Origin of the sequence: Roseovarius sp. B08, from assembly GCF_051417955.1 — a bacterium.
In the GTDB taxonomy this organism is placed as follows: Bacteria; Pseudomonadota; Alphaproteobacteria; order Rhodobacterales; family Rhodobacteraceae; genus Roseovarius.
In genome coordinates this window covers 14,673-29,875 of sequence record NZ_JBPRLW010000002.1, presented here as the reverse complement: position 1 = coordinate 29,875, position 15,203 = coordinate 14,673, and the positions used below count along the sequence as shown (strand labels likewise).

15 protein-coding genes and 2 pseudogenes are annotated in these 15,203 nt (G+C 62.5%); 9 read left to right on the top strand and 8 right to left on the bottom strand.

The features are described from left to right. Positions 1-20: 20 nt before the first annotated feature. Together ACSQ76_RS21430 and ACSQ76_RS21425 are read right to left on the bottom strand one after the other, a co-directional pair. Positions 21-839, bottom strand: coding sequence for an IclR family transcriptional regulator (locus tag ACSQ76_RS21430; protein ID WP_057817178.1), 819 nt, complete (start codon positions 837-839; stop codon positions 21-23). Positions 840-938: 99 nt separating this feature from the next. Next, on the bottom strand, positions 939-1,421 hold the full coding sequence (locus tag ACSQ76_RS21425; protein WP_057817180.1) for a MaoC family dehydratase: 483 nt from the start codon (positions 1,419-1,421) through the stop codon (positions 939-941). 323 nt (positions 1,422-1,744) lie between these two features. Between ACSQ76_RS21425 and ACSQ76_RS21420 the strand changes: the two genes are divergently transcribed. The 9 genes from ACSQ76_RS21420 to ACSQ76_RS21380 are packed head-to-tail and all read left to right on the top strand — an operon-like array spanning position 1,745 to position 10,096. Beyond that, the gene (locus ACSQ76_RS21420) at positions 1,745-2,857 is read left to right on the top strand and encodes an acyl-CoA dehydrogenase family protein (protein WP_437158270.1); all 1,113 of its coding nucleotides are present in this window, start codon (positions 1,745-1,747) and stop codon (positions 2,855-2,857) included. 28 nt (positions 2,858-2,885) lie between these two features. Next, complete coding sequence (locus ACSQ76_RS21415) at positions 2,886-4,112, top strand: acyl-CoA dehydrogenase family protein (RefSeq protein WP_057817184.1); 1,227 nt, start codon at positions 2,886-2,888, stop codon at positions 4,110-4,112. 46 nt (positions 4,113-4,158) lie between these two features. Then, the gene (locus ACSQ76_RS21410; protein WP_437158269.1) at positions 4,159-4,851 is read left to right on the top strand and encodes a TAXI family TRAP transporter solute-binding subunit; all 693 of its coding nucleotides are present in this window, start codon (positions 4,159-4,161) and stop codon (positions 4,849-4,851) included. Positions 4,852-4,859: 8 nt separating this feature from the next. Continuing rightward, positions 4,860-5,306, top strand: coding sequence for a hypothetical protein (locus ACSQ76_RS21405; protein ID WP_437158268.1), 447 nt, complete (start codon positions 4,860-4,862; stop codon positions 5,304-5,306). Between the two features lie 31 nt (positions 5,307-5,337). Continuing rightward, positions 5,338-7,305: a TRAP transporter permease gene (locus tag ACSQ76_RS21400; protein ID WP_437158267.1), complete on the top strand. Its 1,968-nt coding sequence runs from the start codon at positions 5,338-5,340 to the stop codon at positions 7,303-7,305. Position 7,306: 1 nt separating this feature from the next. Continuing rightward, entirely contained in the window at positions 7,307-7,747 is a 441-nt protein-coding gene (locus ACSQ76_RS21395; protein WP_057817190.1) for a PaaI family thioesterase, read from the top strand. Between the two features lie 33 nt (positions 7,748-7,780). After that, the gene (locus ACSQ76_RS21390; protein WP_057817191.1) at positions 7,781-8,557 is read left to right on the top strand and encodes an SDR family NAD(P)-dependent oxidoreductase; all 777 of its coding nucleotides are present in this window, start codon (positions 7,781-7,783) and stop codon (positions 8,555-8,557) included. A gap of 10 nt (positions 8,558-8,567) precedes the next feature. Beyond that, positions 8,568-8,954, top strand: coding sequence for a Zn-ribbon domain-containing OB-fold protein (locus ACSQ76_RS21385; RefSeq protein ID WP_236553320.1), 387 nt, complete (start codon positions 8,568-8,570; stop codon positions 8,952-8,954). Beyond that, positions 8,951-10,096, top strand: coding sequence for a thiolase (locus ACSQ76_RS21380; protein ID WP_057817194.1), 1,146 nt, complete (start codon positions 8,951-8,953; stop codon positions 10,094-10,096). The genes ACSQ76_RS21385 and ACSQ76_RS21380 overlap by 4 nt, the downstream gene beginning before the upstream one ends. A gap of 70 nt (positions 10,097-10,166) precedes the next feature. Here ACSQ76_RS21380 and ACSQ76_RS21375 read toward each other — a convergent pair. From ACSQ76_RS21375 to ACSQ76_RS21350, 6 genes and pseudogenes are all read right to left on the bottom strand, one after another. Next, positions 10,167-11,300: pseudogene (locus ACSQ76_RS21375) on the bottom strand (C4-dicarboxylate TRAP transporter substrate-binding protein). 57 nt (positions 11,301-11,357) lie between these two features. Then, positions 11,358-11,984, bottom strand: a complete 627-nt coding sequence (locus ACSQ76_RS21370; RefSeq protein WP_342742321.1) for a TRAP transporter large permease subunit — start codon at positions 11,982-11,984, stop codon at positions 11,358-11,360. A gap of 139 nt (positions 11,985-12,123) precedes the next feature. Further along, positions 12,124-12,579, bottom strand: a pseudogene (locus tag ACSQ76_RS21365) (TRAP transporter large permease subunit); the annotation flags it as partial. Between the two features lie 100 nt (positions 12,580-12,679). After that, complete coding sequence (locus ACSQ76_RS21360; RefSeq protein ID WP_236553322.1) at positions 12,680-13,171, bottom strand: TRAP transporter small permease; 492 nt, start codon at positions 13,169-13,171, stop codon at positions 12,680-12,682. A 72-nt stretch (positions 13,172-13,243) separates the two neighbouring features. After that, positions 13,244-14,020, bottom strand: coding sequence for an enoyl-CoA hydratase/isomerase family protein (locus ACSQ76_RS21355; protein ID WP_057817196.1), 777 nt, complete (start codon positions 14,018-14,020; stop codon positions 13,244-13,246). A gap of 28 nt (positions 14,021-14,048) precedes the next feature. Then, on the bottom strand, positions 14,049-15,203 hold the full coding sequence (locus ACSQ76_RS21350; protein ID WP_437158266.1) for an acyl-CoA dehydrogenase family protein: 1,155 nt from the start codon (positions 15,201-15,203) through the stop codon (positions 14,049-14,051).

The following is a 15,203-nucleotide window of genomic DNA, read 5'->3' as shown; positions in this document are numbered from 1 at the left end:
CCAGCCGGAGCGGGGCGCGTCTAATTCAGGCCCATCCCGGTCCGACCTGGACGATAGCCTAGCGCCAACGAAAGTTGTTGGGCGCTCGCTTTGGCCGCTGTGACGCAAAGCTTCCGGTTTCTCTCTGCGCGTTCCAGAGGGGCGCCGATCACCAGGGCTCCTGCCAGGCTCCCATCGGCCCGAAACACGGGCACACCGAAGCCTGCGGCGTCTACATGCGCGGTGCCGACCGTTCTGGCGTAGCCGGTTTTGCGAATCTCTGAAATCATGCGCCGCAATGCATTTTCGTCGGTGATCGAATTGCCGGTAAGCGGCGTCAGTTCCGTCCGTTCGAAATACGCGTCAAGCTTCTCGGGCGTGTCATAGGCCAGCATGACAAGACCCGATGCCGAACAGAAAAGGGGCCGATCGACACCCGTCTGGGCAACGTACCGAACGGGCTGCTCGCTTTCGATGACCGATGAATAGACAACGCGATCACCATCCCGGACGGCATAGAGAACCGTCTCGCCCGTCTGCTTGACAACCTCGCTCATCACACCGCGCAGGATCGACTCGAACGGGTGGTTGGTCAGGATGGACTGCGCGAACTGAAAAATCCTCGGCCCGAGAAGATAGGTGTCCTTCTCGCGCATCAGGTAACCTTTTTCCGTGAGAGGGCGCAGCAGCACCAGCAAACTGCTCTTGGGGCAATTTAGCGCGCCGCTGAGTTCAGAGAGCGTCATGCGCCGGTCGCTTTGCGCCACCAGATCGAAGAGCGCAAGGATGCGGTTCAGCGACCGTGGCCCATCCGATTTACGCCCGGCAGATCCAATTCCGTCAGATTGCGCGGTTTTCATATCTGCGTCTCCCGTTTCGCCCGGTTGCTAGCAAAACCGGGGCGGCAGTCCAGCCATTTCCGGCCAGGGGCGTACTCCCGCATCGTATCGGAGACGGGTTTACGCCTCTCCCGGCTCTTTGTCCGTCGTGCGTGCCTTGATCATCCGCAGGGGTGTGTATTCCAGCACCTGCTCTCCGGTCTGTTTGAATACCCTGTTCCGGGTCCGGACCAGGCCGCGGTTCGGCCGGCTTTTCGAGCGGCGCGACTCGGTCACCTCGACCTCGCAATGGATCGTGTCGCCCGCGAACGTGGGTCCCAGAACCTTCAGCTCCATTTCCAGAAAGGCAAAGCCCGTGTGTTGCATCGTGGACTGGGTCAGCAGACCCTCCATGAAGCAATAGACCAGGGAGCCGGGGGCGGCGAAGCCCGGCATGTTGGATTCCTTTTCGCGGAAGTCGCTGTTGATGAACAGCACTTCGAGCATGCCGGTGACACTGACGAAATTCGTGATGTCTGTTTCGGTCACGGTGCGGCCGATGGTCCGAAACTTGCGCCCCACCGGCAAATCTTCATAACAAAATCCAAGGCCCACAGTTTCCATGCCGCTCGTTCCCTTGTTAAGTCCCGTCTTCTGCGAAGGCTCGGCCACGCCAGTCCCGCAACCTGAACATTCCCCGCTCTCGGAAGGTTAAGGTGCAAGAGCCAGGCCAATCAATCGAAGCGACCATTTTTTCGGGTCTGACATGAATCAAGCACATTCATGATGAATCCGGCTTGTCGGTCTTTTTCGCCGTTCTCAACGCGACATTGCACATATGCGGTTTTGTGCGACCGCCGGCCGTTAGTGTTTGGTCGGGCCCGGCTGCCAACCTAACGTCGGCCAACAAGCACTCGGCATCCACAACCGCAAGGAGTTATTCAGGCATGAATTTCGGTTTTACCGAGGAGCAGGATACCATACGCGAAACCCTGGCCCGGATGCTTGGCGATCACGCCACCCTGGAGGTCGCGCACAACCGCCTCGACAGCGGGGAAGGGTTCGATACGGCAACCTGGTCCGCACTGGCCGAAGGCGGCTGGCTTGGCCTCGCCATTTCGGAAGAAGAGGGTGGCTCGGGGGTGGGCGCGGTGGAACTGGCCATCCTTGCCGAAGAAATCGGCCGCTGTCTGGCCGCCGTACCTTGCATCCCGGTCCTGTGTATGGCGGTTCCGGCCCTTCAGTCCGCCGGGACGGACGACCAGTGCAAATCGCTTCTGCCCGGCATCGCCGAAGGCCGCACGATCATAGCGACAGCGCTTGCCGAAGGCGGGGGTCTCGCACCTGACACCGTATCGGCGAAAGTGACGCAGGATCGCCTTTCGGGACAGAAAACGCCGGTCACCTTCGGCGCCGAGGCGACCCACGCTCTTGTCGCTGCGACCGATGAAGAGGGCACGCCGCGTCTCTATCTCGCGGATCTCTCCGCGTCGGGTGTGACGACGCGTGCGCTCGACCCGGTCGACCGCACGCGCCCGGCGGCCGAGATCGTTTTTGACAACACGCCGGTCGAACTTCTGCCCGGCTCGGACCCCGCGGCGATCAAGCGTCTTCTGGACGGCGCCGCGGTGCTGGCCGCCTTCGAACAGATCGGCCTTGCCGAGCGCGTGCTTGCCCTGACCACCGCCTATGCCGGCGAGCGGCACGCATTCGGGCGTCCGATCGGCAGCTTTCAGGCGGTCAAGCACCGGCTCGCGGACATGTTCGCCAAGATCGAACTGGCGCGATCCAACGCCTTCTTCGGCGCCTGGGCGCTGGCGAGCGGCAGCGGTCGACTGCCTGAAGCCGCCGCCGTCGCGCGCCTCACGGCGCTCGATGCCGTACAATTCGCCACCGAAGAATCGATCCAGCTTCATGGCGGAATCGGATTCACATGGGCCGCCGACCCGCATCTTTTCCTGCGGCGCGGCTGGCAGTTGAAGGCAGAACTCGGCCCGGCCGCCATGTGGCGCGAACGGCTGCTTGGGCATTTGGCCGGCGCCCCAAGGGTCGCAAACTGAAAGGGAAGCTGACAGGGAAATCGGACACATGGATTTTAGCGACAGCCCAGAAGAAGCCGCCTTTCGCGCAAAAGCGCGGGAATGGCTGGACGCCAACGCAACCCTGAGGGACGGCAGCGAGAAGGCTCAGGATCACTTCATGGCCCGCGACGCCGACGAGGTCGCGCGAGCGCGGGACTGGCAGGCCCGCAAGGCCGAAGCGGGCTGGGCCGGACTGACCTGGCCGCGCGCCTTCGGGGGCCGCGACGCCACGCCGATCGAACAGGTGATCTGGAACCAGGAGGAAGGGCGCTATGCCGTTCCGCCCAACGCCTTCCTGATCGGCATCGGGCTGGTCGGGCCGACGGTCATGATCCACGGCACGGAGGATCAGAAAACCGCGGTTCTGCCGCGCGCCCTGACCGGCGAGGACATCTGGTGCCAGTTGTTTTCCGAACCCGCCGCCGGCTCTGACCTGGCCGGCATACGGACCCGCGCGCGGCGCGATGGCGGCGACTGGGTGATTTCCGGCCAGAAAGTCTGGACCTCGGGGGCGCATTATTCCAGCCACGGCATCCTTCTGGCACGCACCGACCCGTCGGTGCCCAAACACAAGGGGATGACCATGTTCCTCGTGGACATGTCCGACCCGGCCATCGAAACGCGCCCGATCCGCCAGATCTCGGGCGGGGCCAGCTTCAACGAGGTATTCATCGACGACCTGCGCGTGCCGGACAGCGCCCGTCTGGGCGGCGAATCCGAAGGCTGGAAGGTGGCGCTGACGACGCTGATGAACGAACGGTTCAGCATCTCGGTCGGTCGCGCCAGCGGCGGCGCGCGCGCCGAGGAGCTGATCGACCTTGCCGCCCGCGTCGAACGCAACGGGCGCCCGGCCATCGAGGACGGCGAAGTGCGCGCGCGGGTCGCTGATTTCATCGCGCGGCAACGCGGACTCGAATTCACGTCCTACCGGGTCATGACGTCGCTTTCGCGCGGCGAGGCACCGGGGGAGGAAGGCTCGATCGGAAAGCTGCTGCTGGGCAAGCTGCGGCAGGAGATGGGCGCCTTCGGGATGGAACTGGCAGGGACTGCGGCGGGCGTGTCGGCGGCCGCCGGCGACGATACCGCGCGCTGGCGCAACGAGTATCTTACGGCGCCGGGCAACCGCATCGCCGGCGGGTCCGACGAGATCCAGCGCACGATCATCGGCGAGCGCATTCTTGGACTTCCGCCGGAAATACGCGTCGACAAGAACGTGCCGTTCTCGGAACTTTAGGCAAAATGCCGACTGAGCCCGAATAACCAACAAGGAGGAGACTACCATGAACTTCAGATGGACAAGCGTCGCGGCTGTCGGGTGTCTGGCGATGGCCGCACCGGTCGGCGCACAGAACATCGAACTGCCCGACATCATCACCTGGTCGGCCTATGACACGGGATCAGCCGGCCACGCACATTCCATCGCCATCGGCAACATGATGCGCAACCGATTTGGAACGACGATCCGAGTGCTTCCGGGGCGCAACGATGTCTCGCGGATGACGCCTCTCAAGAATGGCACGGTGGATTACTGCCTGTGCGGAATCGCCTCCTATTTCGCCGGCGAGGGCGTGTTCCTGTTTGCTGCGCCGAAATGGGGGCCGCAGCCGATCCGGGCGGTTATTCAGGCTGTCGGCGACTATGGCCTGGGCGTGGTTGTCGCCGCCGATGCCGGCATTGAGACGATTACCGACCTCAAGGGCAAACGAGTCGGCCGCGCCACCAGTTCGCCCGCGATCGACGTCAACATGGAGGGTTTGCTGGCTTTTGCGGATCTGACATGGGACAATGTCGAAGCCGTTGAATTCTCGGGCTATGTGAATTCTCTCAAGGGCATCCTTGAGGATCGCGTCGATGCGGCCTTTGCGCTGACAACCACCACTGTGAACTACCAGATCGAGTCCAGCCCGCGGGGTATCAAGTGGCTTGAAACCCCGCCGAGGATACCGAAGCCTGGGCCCGCTATACCAAAATAACGCCTTACGTGACGCCGTACATGGTGTCGGTCGGGCCGGGGATCGACCCCAAGGCACCGCTGCCCATGGCGCAATACCCCTATCCGATCCTCGTCACCGAAGCCGATCAGGATGCCACCGAGGTGCGCAACATCGTCGCCGCGCTTGACGCCGGTTTTGACGAATTCAAGGACGCGGCCCCCGGTGCCAATGCCTATGCAATCGATCGCCAGATCCTTAGTTGGGTGATGCCGTGGAGCGATGGAAGCGTCGCCTACTTCAAGGAAAAGGGCATGTGGACCCCGGAGCACCAGGAGAACCAGGACAAGTTGCTGGACCGGCAAAGGGTGCTCTCCGAAGCGTGGAGCGGTTTTGTCGAAGGCGCTCCCGAGGGTGAGGAAGAGTTTGCCGCCGCCTGGATGAAGGCACGCGCCGAGGCGCTTGAGGCAGCAGGCCACGAAGTCTACTTCCGCTGACTTTCCACAATCGCACAAGTCGGGAACAGGTATGCCACAGCAACCGCAGGCCACGACGGTACAGCCGATAGGCACGAGCAACCAGCCGACTGGTCTGCGGTTGATGCTTGCGGCGTCGGCCCTTCTTTTGTCTGGAGCGTCGGCCAATCATATCTTCAATCTCGGGTTCTTCATGAACGTCCGACTGCTGGAGATTCATTACCTCTACGTGATGCTGTTGCTGACGTTACCGCTCGTCTACCTTGTCTTTCCATGCAGCAAGACAAACCCGCACGGGTCAACGCGATGGTGGGATTATTTTCTTGCCCTCCTCGCGTTGATAACTTGCGCATTCTTCGTCTATTACGGGCGCAGCGTGGTGAACAAAGGCTGGGATTTCGCGGCCCCCACCCATGCCGTGATTGCCAGCTTCTCCTTCTGGTTTCTGCTGCTCGTGGCGGCGCGGCGCACCGGCGGCTGGACGCTCTTTGTCGTCATCCTGATGTTTTCCATCTATCCTATGATCGCCAATTATGCGCCGGGACCGATCCAGGGATTCCAGCGCCCGCCGATTGAGACGGCGATCTTCCACGCCATGAGCGGCGAAAGCGTTCTGGGCATCCCGATGCGCAGTTTCGTCAACCTTGTTGTCGGCTTCATGATCTTCGGGGTTGCGATGCAGCACACCGGTGCGGGGCCGTTCTTTATCGACCTCGCCTTTGCCGCGCTCGGGCATGTGCGGGGCGGCCCTGCCAAGGTCGGCGTCCTGACCAGTGCGCTGACCGGATCCATGAGCGGCAGCGTCATCACCAATGTGCTTACCACCGGGTCTATCACCATTCCGGCCATGAAAAAGGTGGGCTTCCGGCCCAGCTATGCCGCCGGGATCGAGGCGGCGGCCTCGACCGGTGCGGTGCTGATGCCTCCGATCATGGGGGCCACGGCGTTTGTCATGGCGAGCTTTCTGCTGACGGACTACACCAACATCGTGGTTACGGCAGTGCTGCCCTCGCTGCTCTATTTTTTCGGTCTCTTCGCCCAGATCGACGCCTACTCGGCACGCAACGGGCTGAAGGGCGTGCCCCGCGCCGATCTTCCCAGATTCGGAAATGTACTGCGCGAGGGCTGGTATTTTCTCGCCGTCTTCGGGCTTCTCATCTGGATGCTGCTTTATCTCAAGCGCGAGGCAATCGCCCCGTTCTATGCGACCGCGCTGCTGATCGTTCTGAACCAGTTGCTGTCGAAATCGCGCTGGGGCCGGCAGGAGCTGATGAACTTCCTGGCGGCGACGGGGCGGCTGTTTGTCGAACTGGTGGCGATCCTCGCGGCGGTCGGGCTGATTGTCGGCGGACTGGCGGTGACCGGCATGTCCGGCACGATCTCCAATGATCTGCTTTTCATCGCGGGCGGCAACACCTTCCTGCTGCTGCTTCTCGGCGCCCTGACCAGTTTCATCCTCGGGATGGGCATGACGGTGACGGCCGCCTATGTCATCCTCGCGGTGTCTCTGGCCCCGGCCCTGATCGCCGGCGGGCTCGACCCGATCGGCGTGCATCTGTTCATCCTCTACTGGAGTATGCTGAGCTACATCACCCCACCCGTGGCGCTGGCGGCTTTCGCCGCGGCGGCGATTGCCCAAGCCCGGCCCTTCGCTGCGGCCTATGAGGCGATGAAGCTGGGCACCATCATCTATATCGTGCCCTTCTTCTTCGTCCTCGATCCTGCGTACACCCTCCAGGCAGGGTTCGTCGACAGTGCCCTGACAATCCTGCGCGCGGGTATCGGCGTTCTGCTGATCTGCGCCGGATTGCAGGGATACCTGCTGGGCGTCGGCCGTATCGAACCCGGTCCCACGGGCACGATTGCGCGGCTTCTGCTCGGGATTGCCGGTCTGGCCTTCGCCCTTCCCTCGACCGCGATGCTGGCAATTCCGATCGCTGCGGCGGTGGGCGTCGGTATAGCGGTGACGGCGCTGGCGGCGGTCATCGTGACGTTCTCGCGCAACCGAAAGGCCACCTGAAATGAGCGCACAGAATGGCAAACCCGAGGTTCCCGCCCCGTTCAACGCCTTGCTGGGCGTCCGATTCATTTCCTGGTCCGATGACATGGCGGAATTGCAATTGACGATCACCCATGACCACCTGAATGGCGCCTTCGCGGTCCATGGCGGGGTTTTCGCAACCATGCTGGACAACGCGGTCACCTTCTGCGCGGCTTTTGCGGGCGAAGGCCGTCCCGGTCATCGCTGTCTGACGCTCTCTCTCACCACCAGCTTTGTCGGCCCGGCGGTCGAGGGCGACGTGCTGACGGCACGCGCGCGCATTGTCGGTGGTGGGCGCAAACTGATCTTCGTGCAGGGCGAGGTCGTCAATCAGGACGGGCGTCGTCTGGCACATGGAGATGCCGTGATAAAGCGGGTCACACCGCCCTCGGGCCAACCCGAGCCGAGCGGCGGAAACTGATCTTCAACCAATGAACGTAGTAAGGAGATAGAAATGATCAACCCGATGTCATTGGAAAATCAGGTAGTGATCGTCACCGGCGCCGGACAGGGGATCGGTCGCGGCGTGGCGGAACTGGCGGCCGATCTGGGTGCCAGGGTCGTCGTGAACGATCTCAACGAAGACGGCGTCAAGGAAACCACCGAGAAGATCGGCGGCAATGCCCGCGCCCTCGTCGGGAACGTGGCCGACCCGGACTTTCCCGAGAAACTGGTGAAGTTCAGCCTTGACGAATTCGGGGACATCAACGGGCTGGTGAATAACGCCGGCATCGTGCGCGCCGCGATGATCCACAAGATGGACCGCGCCACATGGCAGCAGGTCATCGACGTCAATCTCACCGGTGTCTTCGCCTGCCTTCAGGCTGTGGGCACCTACTACAGGGATCAGGCCCAGAAGGACCCGGACAGCTCCGCACGCCGCGCCATCGTCAACGTCTCCTCCGATGCCGGCCGCCGCGGCACCATCGGGCAGATCAACTATGGCGCCGCCAAGTCCGGCGTGCTCGGCTTGACGATGAGCGCCGCGCGCGAATGGGGCCGCTACGGGATCAACGTCAACTCGGTCTGTTTCGGAATGGTCGAAACACCGATGACTGAAACGATCCGATCGGACAAGTTTGCCGACAAATACATGGCACAGATCCCGATGGGCCGTATGAGCACCCCTGAAGAAGTGGCGCAGCCGGTCTGTTTCCTGTTGTCCAACGCGGCAGCCTACATCACCGGCCAGCACCTGAGCGTGAACGGCGGCTACCACATCGGGTTCTGAGATGACAGGCATGGAAAAGGGTCCGGGGCCCGACGCCGTCTTTGCCGCCAAGCTGGCCGAGGGCGTCTTCGAGATTCAGAAATGCGGCAGCTGCGGCACGCATGTCTTTCATCCGCGCGTGATCTGCCCAGCCTGCGGCAGCGCAGACCTTGAATGGGTTACGCCCTCGGGCAAGGCTACGATCTATGCGCGGACAGTTGTGCGCCGAAAGCCCGAACGCGGCGGCGATTATAACGTGGTGCTGGTGGACCTCGAAGAAGGTGTTCGAATGATGTCGCGCGTTGACGGCATCGCGCATGACGAAATTGCCGCCGGGCTAAGGGTAATCGCGTCGATCGGCGAAGGCGCGGACGGTCAATCCGCTGTCGTGTTCCGGCCCGAAGGAGGTGCAGGATGAGTTTGCGGGGAAAAGCCGCCATTGTCGGAGCGGCGCTGGCCGGCTGTGGCGAGGCCCATGGCAAGAGCGCGATGGAGATCACCGTCGAAGCCGTACATGACGCGCTGGCCGATGCCGGGGTCTCGCTTTGCGACGTCGACGCCATCGCAACCTGCCAGCCGCTGGACATGCTGTCGGGGCTGACGCTGGCGCAGGAACTGGGGCTGAACCCCAGGTTCACCATGAACAACCGCATGGGCGGCTCGTCGTTTCTGTCGCACACGCTCTGGGCCGCGATGCTGCTGGAGTTGCGGCTCGCCGACACGGTGCTGATCGCCTACGGGTCGAACCAGCGCACCGCCTCGGGCAAGCTGATGACCGCGCTCGGCCCGCCAACCTACGAGGCCCCCTACCGGCCGATATTCCCGCTGTCGTCCTACGCGCTTGCCGCGGACCGTCACATGACCCAATTCGGCACCACGCGGGAACAACTGGCCGACGTGGCGGTGGCCGCCCGCGCCTGGGCGCAAAAGAACCCCGAAGCGTTCGTTCGCGACCCGCTGACGCGCGAGGATGTCATTGCCTCGCGGCTGGTCTCGGATCCGCTACGGGTACGCGACTGCTGCCTTGTCACCGACGGTGGCGCCGCGCTGGTGATGCGGCGGGCCGAGACGGCGAAGGATCACCCCAGGCCACCGGTTTATCTGCTGGGGGGCGGCGAAGGCACCACCCACCGCGACATTTCCGAAATGCCGGACCTGACTGTGACCGGGGCCGCGCAGTCGGGTGCGGCGGCCATGGAAATGGCGGGCGCGCGCCCGTCGGATATCGACGTGGTGGAGCTTTACGATGCCTTCACCATCAACGTGATCCTGTTCCTTGAGGATCTGGGCTTTTGCAGGAAAGGCGAGGGCGGCCCCTTCGTCGAAAGTGGCGGCATCGCGCCCGGCGGTCATCTGCCGGTCAACACCAACGGCGGCGGGCTGTCCTGCGTGCATCCCGGCATGTACGGCATCTTCACGCTGGTCGAAGCGGTGCGGCAGCTGCGCGGCGAAGCCGGAGACCGCCAGATCGACGGCGCAAAGCTGGCCCTGGCCCACGGCAACGGCGGTGTCCTGTCCAGCCAGGTGACGAACATCCTGGGCACCGAAGCCACGCTCTGACCAGGCCATCGGACAAGACGAAAGCGGCCCTCCTTACAGAGGGCCGCTTTGCGTTTCTGCCTGAGGTGACTCAGTTCGGGTAGGTGTCCAGGTCGATCTTGGAGTAGATTTCCTGGCGCAGGAGATCGGCAAAGGGCTTCGGATTGTCGCGAATCGGATGCAGCGTCTTCACCAGACCATGCCATTTCTCGATCAGCTCGCGGTAGGTCGCGATCAGCGGCTCGGGATCTTCGATGCCGCGCTCCTCGCGGGAGATGCGGGCGATCTCTTCAAGGTCTGCGGTGCGAAAATCGACCAGATCCTGAAGAAACTCGGGCGAAGGTTCGTGAACCGTCAGTCCAAGGTCAGCGGCCTCTTTCAGCACATCCAGATCATCGGTTTCGTAATTGACCGCCGTCTGCGCCACGGCGTCGGGGATATTCTTGGTGAATTGTGTCCGTTGTTCACTTGAGAGGGACTTCCAGAAAATCGGGCTGAGGGCAAAGATCGACCCGGAATGATAGGTGCCCAGCGGCAGCTCCGTCAGGTGCTTGGCAACTTCAATCAGGCTATGCCCCTTGAGCGCCCCCACCGGTTGCACCGCGGCGGTGACGACGCCGTGGCTCATCGTATCATACATCTAGCTCGTTGGCACGTTGACGGGCTCGGCCCCAAGGCGGGTTGCCCAGCGATCCCAGACCGAGCCGCCGGTGCGCAGCTTGACGCCCTGCATATCCTCGATGGTCACAATCGGCTGGGTCGTCAGCAACACGTAGGGCGCGGTGCTGATCCCGCTAAGGGCCACCATGCCGTTCGCGGCGAATTCGTCCTTGCAGGGCTGACAATGCAGCATGACAAATTCGCTGGTCGCACCGAGCATCGCGTAATGATCCTCGCCCAGAAGCGCCATATCGGCGACGAGCTGCGCATAAGGCATTTCCGAGCGGAAATAGGTCAGCGCCAGCAGGCCCACATCGGCCACGCCGTCGCGCGGGCCAGACAACGTCGGCTTGGCACCGAGCAGGGCACCGCCGGCAAACAGCTTGAAGTCGAAGGCATCTTGAAATTCGGCCTCGGTCATATCGGCAAAGGCGGCATGACCGCGCGATGTCGCGTGATTGGGCGAGGTCCAGTTGCTTACCGTCACCCGTTTTTCGGCCAGGGCGGGCGTGGCCGAGAGTACGGCACCCGTCGCCAGTATCGTCAGGATTTTCGTCAGTCTCATGTGGTCTCCTCCTCTTTGTCAAAGTCCCGCTGTCGCGCGGGGTTCATCACGGCAGTTTCAACTTCCAAGCTCCGGCAGGAACATGATCAGTTCGGGGAACGCGACCATGATGATCAGGACCACCACATCCGCGGCCAAGAACCACATGACGCCTTTGAAAATCAGCGAAATCGGAACCGCGTCTCCGACAATACCCTTGATCACGAAGACGTTGAGCCCCACCGGCGGCGTAATCAGCGCCATCTCGACCAGTTTGGTTGCAAGGACGCCGAACCAGATCAGGCTGATATGGTTCGCCTCAAAAATCGACAGGAGAACGGGTAGCGTCAGCAGCAGGATGCCCAGCGGATCTAGAATCATGCCCAACAGGCAAAAAAGCACCGCCGTGCCGAAAACCAGCATTACATAGCTCACCCCCAGGTCGATCACCAGGTCTGACATCGCTTCGGGGATACCGCTGATTGCCAGAAACCGGGAAAACAGATTGGCACCAACCGCAATGATAAAAATCGCCGCGGTCATTTTTGCAGTGTCCATCAGCGCGATTTTCGAAACTTTCCAGTTCAAAGTGCCGCGCGCCGCCGCAATCACGAAGGACAAGGCCGCTCCGACAGCGCCAGCCTGTGTCGGTGTGAATATCCCGGTGAACAGACCGCCAAAAACACCCAGCACCAGCAAGATCACAGGCCATGTTTCGCTCAGGGCCTCCAGCCGTTCGGACCAGATGGCACTTTCGTCGAGCGGCGGGCGGCGCAAGTGCGGGGTTGATCCGCGCACGAATGATGATCACGGCCCAGTACCCCAGCATTGTCAGCACGCCCGGCACGATCGCAGCCAGAAACAGCTTGCTGATCGCAACCTCGGCAAAAATGCCATAGATGATCAGAAGGATGCTCGGCGGGATGAGTGAGCCCATGGTGCCGGCCGCGGCAACCACGGCGGTACTCAGCCCGGGATCGTAGTCGCGCTTCAGCATTTCCGGCACCGCGATCCGCCCCATCGCCGCGGCGCAGGCCAAGCTGGAGCCCGCCGCGGCCGAAAACAGCGCTGCGCCGCCCACGCTGGCGACTGCCAGCCCCCCGGGCAGGAACGACAGCCAGACCCGGGCGGCCTTGAAGATCCCGCGCGTGATGTCGGTCTGGTAACAGACGTAGCCCATCAACAGAAACATCGGGATCGACCTCAGCGTCCAGTGCGCGGCGAAGTCATATGGCACGGCGGTCAGCAGGCCGAAGGCCGCGCCGCTGCCCAGCATGGCCCAGAACCCGAAGAAGGACACGATGCCCAAGGCCACCGCGATCGGAACGCGCAGCAAAACCAGCAGGATGACGGAAACGATGCCGCAAAGGCCGATCTGGAAAAAGCTCACCGTCCCGCTCCTATTCGTACATGTCGTGATTGGGACCAGCCATGCCAGCGTCGGTGAATGGCCTTTGGGTCAGCTTCGCCAGCAAGAGCAGCACCATCAGCCCCGCTCCAAGGGGCAGAAAGAAGCGGCCGGGCCAGACGGTAAGCGCGGCCATGCCCATGGATTTCTCCCCGATAAGATATTTCTCGACAGCGTCTATCCAGGTTTGCCAGGTGAGCAGCCCGTAGAACACCGCAGACAGTGCCAGAGCCAGCATGTCGAAAGCGGTCCTCGCCCCTGTCGGGAGCATATCGTGGATCAGGTCGACCTTGATGTGCTCGTTGGTATATTCGACGAAGGGAAGCGGCAGAAAGACCAACCCGACCATGTAATAGTAGGACACGTAATCCACCGTTCCCGGCAGTGGCTCTGCGATGAACTGGCTCAGGATGACGTCGAGCGTGACATGGACCATCATCAGGGCCGCCAGAGCCGTCGCGGCATAGGTGATGATCCGCGACACCCATCCAAGTCGGGCAATTACTGATTACATCGATGTTTCTTTCCTGTCATGGTCAGGTCGCGGGCCCTACGGCTATGCCCCTCGAAATACCGGTTGTCTCTTGCTCAGGAAGGCTTCGATGCCTTCGGCGTGGTCTGCGCTCTTGATGATTTGTCCCTGGATGATGGCTTCGGTTTCAAGAAAGCTCTCAAGCGAAGGTTGCAGCGCGGCGCGCATCAGCCGCTTGGCTCCGGCCAGCGCAAAAGTCGGGCCTGCCGCCAGGTCTGCCGCATAGTCCGCCGCGGCGTCATCGAGCGCGTCGTCCGGATGCACCTGGCTCGCCAGCCCCAGGCTCAGCGCCTCTTGCGCCGGCACCAGCCGGGCAGAGAAGGCAAGATCTGTCGCCCGCTGTCGCCCGATCAGATTCTGAAGAAAGAACGCCGCGCCGCCATCCGGGGCCAGGCCAATCTTGCGAAAGACCTGACCAAGTTTCGCTGTCTCGGAAAGCAGCAGGACGTCGCAGGCCAGGGCCATGCTCAGCCCGATCCCCACCGCGGGACCGCGCACCGCCACCACCACCGGCTTTTCACAGTTGTAGATCGACAGGATCATCTGGTGCGCCCGGTGCAGACGCGCACGGTCGCCCCAGACATCGTCCTTGCCCATGGTCGAAATATCCGCGCCCGCACAAAAGGCACGGCCCTCGGCTCTCAGCAGCACCGCCCGGATCTCGGGGTCGGTGTGCATCTGGCGGAAGCTCTCCATGAGCTCGACCCGCATTTCAATGGTCAGCGCGTTCAGCTTGTCCGGCCGGTTCAGCGACACGACGGCCAGACCGTCCTTGCGTTCAACTGTGATGTCACTTTCCATGACCGTCCCTCCCCTCAGCAATAATCTGTCAGTCGGCAAACAGCGCCCGTGCGATCCCGTTCTTGTGGATCTGAGTCGTGCCTCCGGCGATCGTCAGCATCCGCACGTCCCGCACCATCCGCTCCAGCGGCAACGAGCCGAAATAACCGTAGCCGCCGAACATCTGCATCGCGTCGTGGGTTACGCGCTGTGCCATCTCGGTGGCCTGGACCTTGGCAATCGATGACAGGGTCGGATCGGGCTGGCCCCGGTCGATCAGCGACAGCGCGGTGTAGCACAGCGACCGGGCAGCCTCGATCTGCACTTTCATGTCCGACATCATCCATTGCAGGCCCTGCATGTCGGACAGCGCCTTGCCGAACTGGCGGCGCGTTTTCATGTAGTCGCAGGCCAGGTCGAACGCACCTTCGGCCACGCCAAGCGCCAGAACCCCCATGCCGACGCGGGTGCCGTTATAGACACCCAGCGGACGGACAAAGCCGCTAGAATTCTCGGCCAGACCCTCGGTCACGATGTTCTCCGCCGGCACTCGCACGTCGTCAAAGTGGATCTCGCATTCGTTGCAGCCGCGCGCCCCCATCTTCTGTTCGAGGATGTGCACCGTCACGCCGGGGCTGTCACGTTCCACCAGAACCGTGCCAATGCCCCGCGCCCCCTTGCTGTCGCAGAACCGCGCATAGACCAGAAGGTAATCGGCCCGGTCGCCGAAGGTGGTAAATATCTTGCCGCCGTTCAGCACAAAGTCATTGCCGTCCCGCCGCAACGAGGTCGTCACTGCCGTGGCGTCCGAGCCTGCCTCGGGCTCGGTCCAGGAAATCGCGCATTCGATCTCGCCCGCCGCGAAGCGCGGCAGGAAGGCGCGCTTCAGCTCTTCGCTGCCGCAGGTGGCGATGATCCGGGGCGAGACGTTCTGATCATGGACAATCAGCGCGGTGTTGAAATCCACCTTCGCCAGTTCCTCGATCACCAGATAGCAATCGACCAGCGAGGCATCCCCCCCCCCATATTCGCCGGGGATGGTCATGCCCAGATAGCCAAGTTCGCTCAGGCGATGGTGGTTTTCATCGGGATAGATGCCCTCCCGGTCCCAGCGCGCGGCCCGGTCGCGAAATTCACCCAGCGCCAGCTTGCGCGCCGAGTCCTTCAGCGCGATCTGCTCCTCGGTCAGCATTGAAGGATGCAT

What these genes read in the sequence shown, in the direction of transcription:
- ACSQ76_RS21430 (WP_057817178.1), bottom strand. Translation starts at nt 839, where the DNA reads ATGAAAACCGCGCAATCTGACGGAATTGGATCTGCCGGGCGTAAATCG.
- ACSQ76_RS21425 (WP_057817180.1), bottom strand. Translation starts at nt 1,421, where the DNA reads ATGGAAACTGTGGGCCTTGGATTTTGTTATGAAGATTTGCCGGTGGGG.
- ACSQ76_RS21420 (WP_437158270.1), top strand. Translation starts at nt 1,745, where the DNA reads ATGAATTTCGGTTTTACCGAGGAGCAGGATACCATACGCGAAACCCTG.
- ACSQ76_RS21415 (WP_057817184.1), top strand. Translation starts at nt 2,886, where the DNA reads ATGGATTTTAGCGACAGCCCAGAAGAAGCCGCCTTTCGCGCAAAAGCG.
- ACSQ76_RS21410 (WP_437158269.1), top strand. Translation starts at nt 4,159, where the DNA reads ATGAACTTCAGATGGACAAGCGTCGCGGCTGTCGGGTGTCTGGCGATG.
- ACSQ76_RS21400 (WP_437158267.1), top strand. Translation starts at nt 5,338, where the DNA reads ATGCCACAGCAACCGCAGGCCACGACGGTACAGCCGATAGGCACGAGC.
- ACSQ76_RS21395 (WP_057817190.1), top strand. Translation starts at nt 7,307, where the DNA reads ATGAGCGCACAGAATGGCAAACCCGAGGTTCCCGCCCCGTTCAACGCC.
- ACSQ76_RS21390 (WP_057817191.1), top strand. Translation starts at nt 7,781, where the DNA reads ATGATCAACCCGATGTCATTGGAAAATCAGGTAGTGATCGTCACCGGC.
- ACSQ76_RS21385 (WP_236553320.1), top strand. Translation starts at nt 8,568, where the DNA reads ATGGAAAAGGGTCCGGGGCCCGACGCCGTCTTTGCCGCCAAGCTGGCC.
- ACSQ76_RS21380 (WP_057817194.1), top strand. Translation starts at nt 8,951, where the DNA reads ATGAGTTTGCGGGGAAAAGCCGCCATTGTCGGAGCGGCGCTGGCCGGC.
- ACSQ76_RS21355 (WP_057817196.1), bottom strand. Translation starts at nt 14,020, where the DNA reads ATGGAAAGTGACATCACAGTTGAACGCAAGGACGGTCTGGCCGTCGTG.
- ACSQ76_RS21350 (WP_437158266.1), bottom strand. Translation starts at nt 15,203, where the DNA reads ATGCATCCTTCAATGCTGACCGAGGAGCAGATCGCGCTGAAGGACTCG.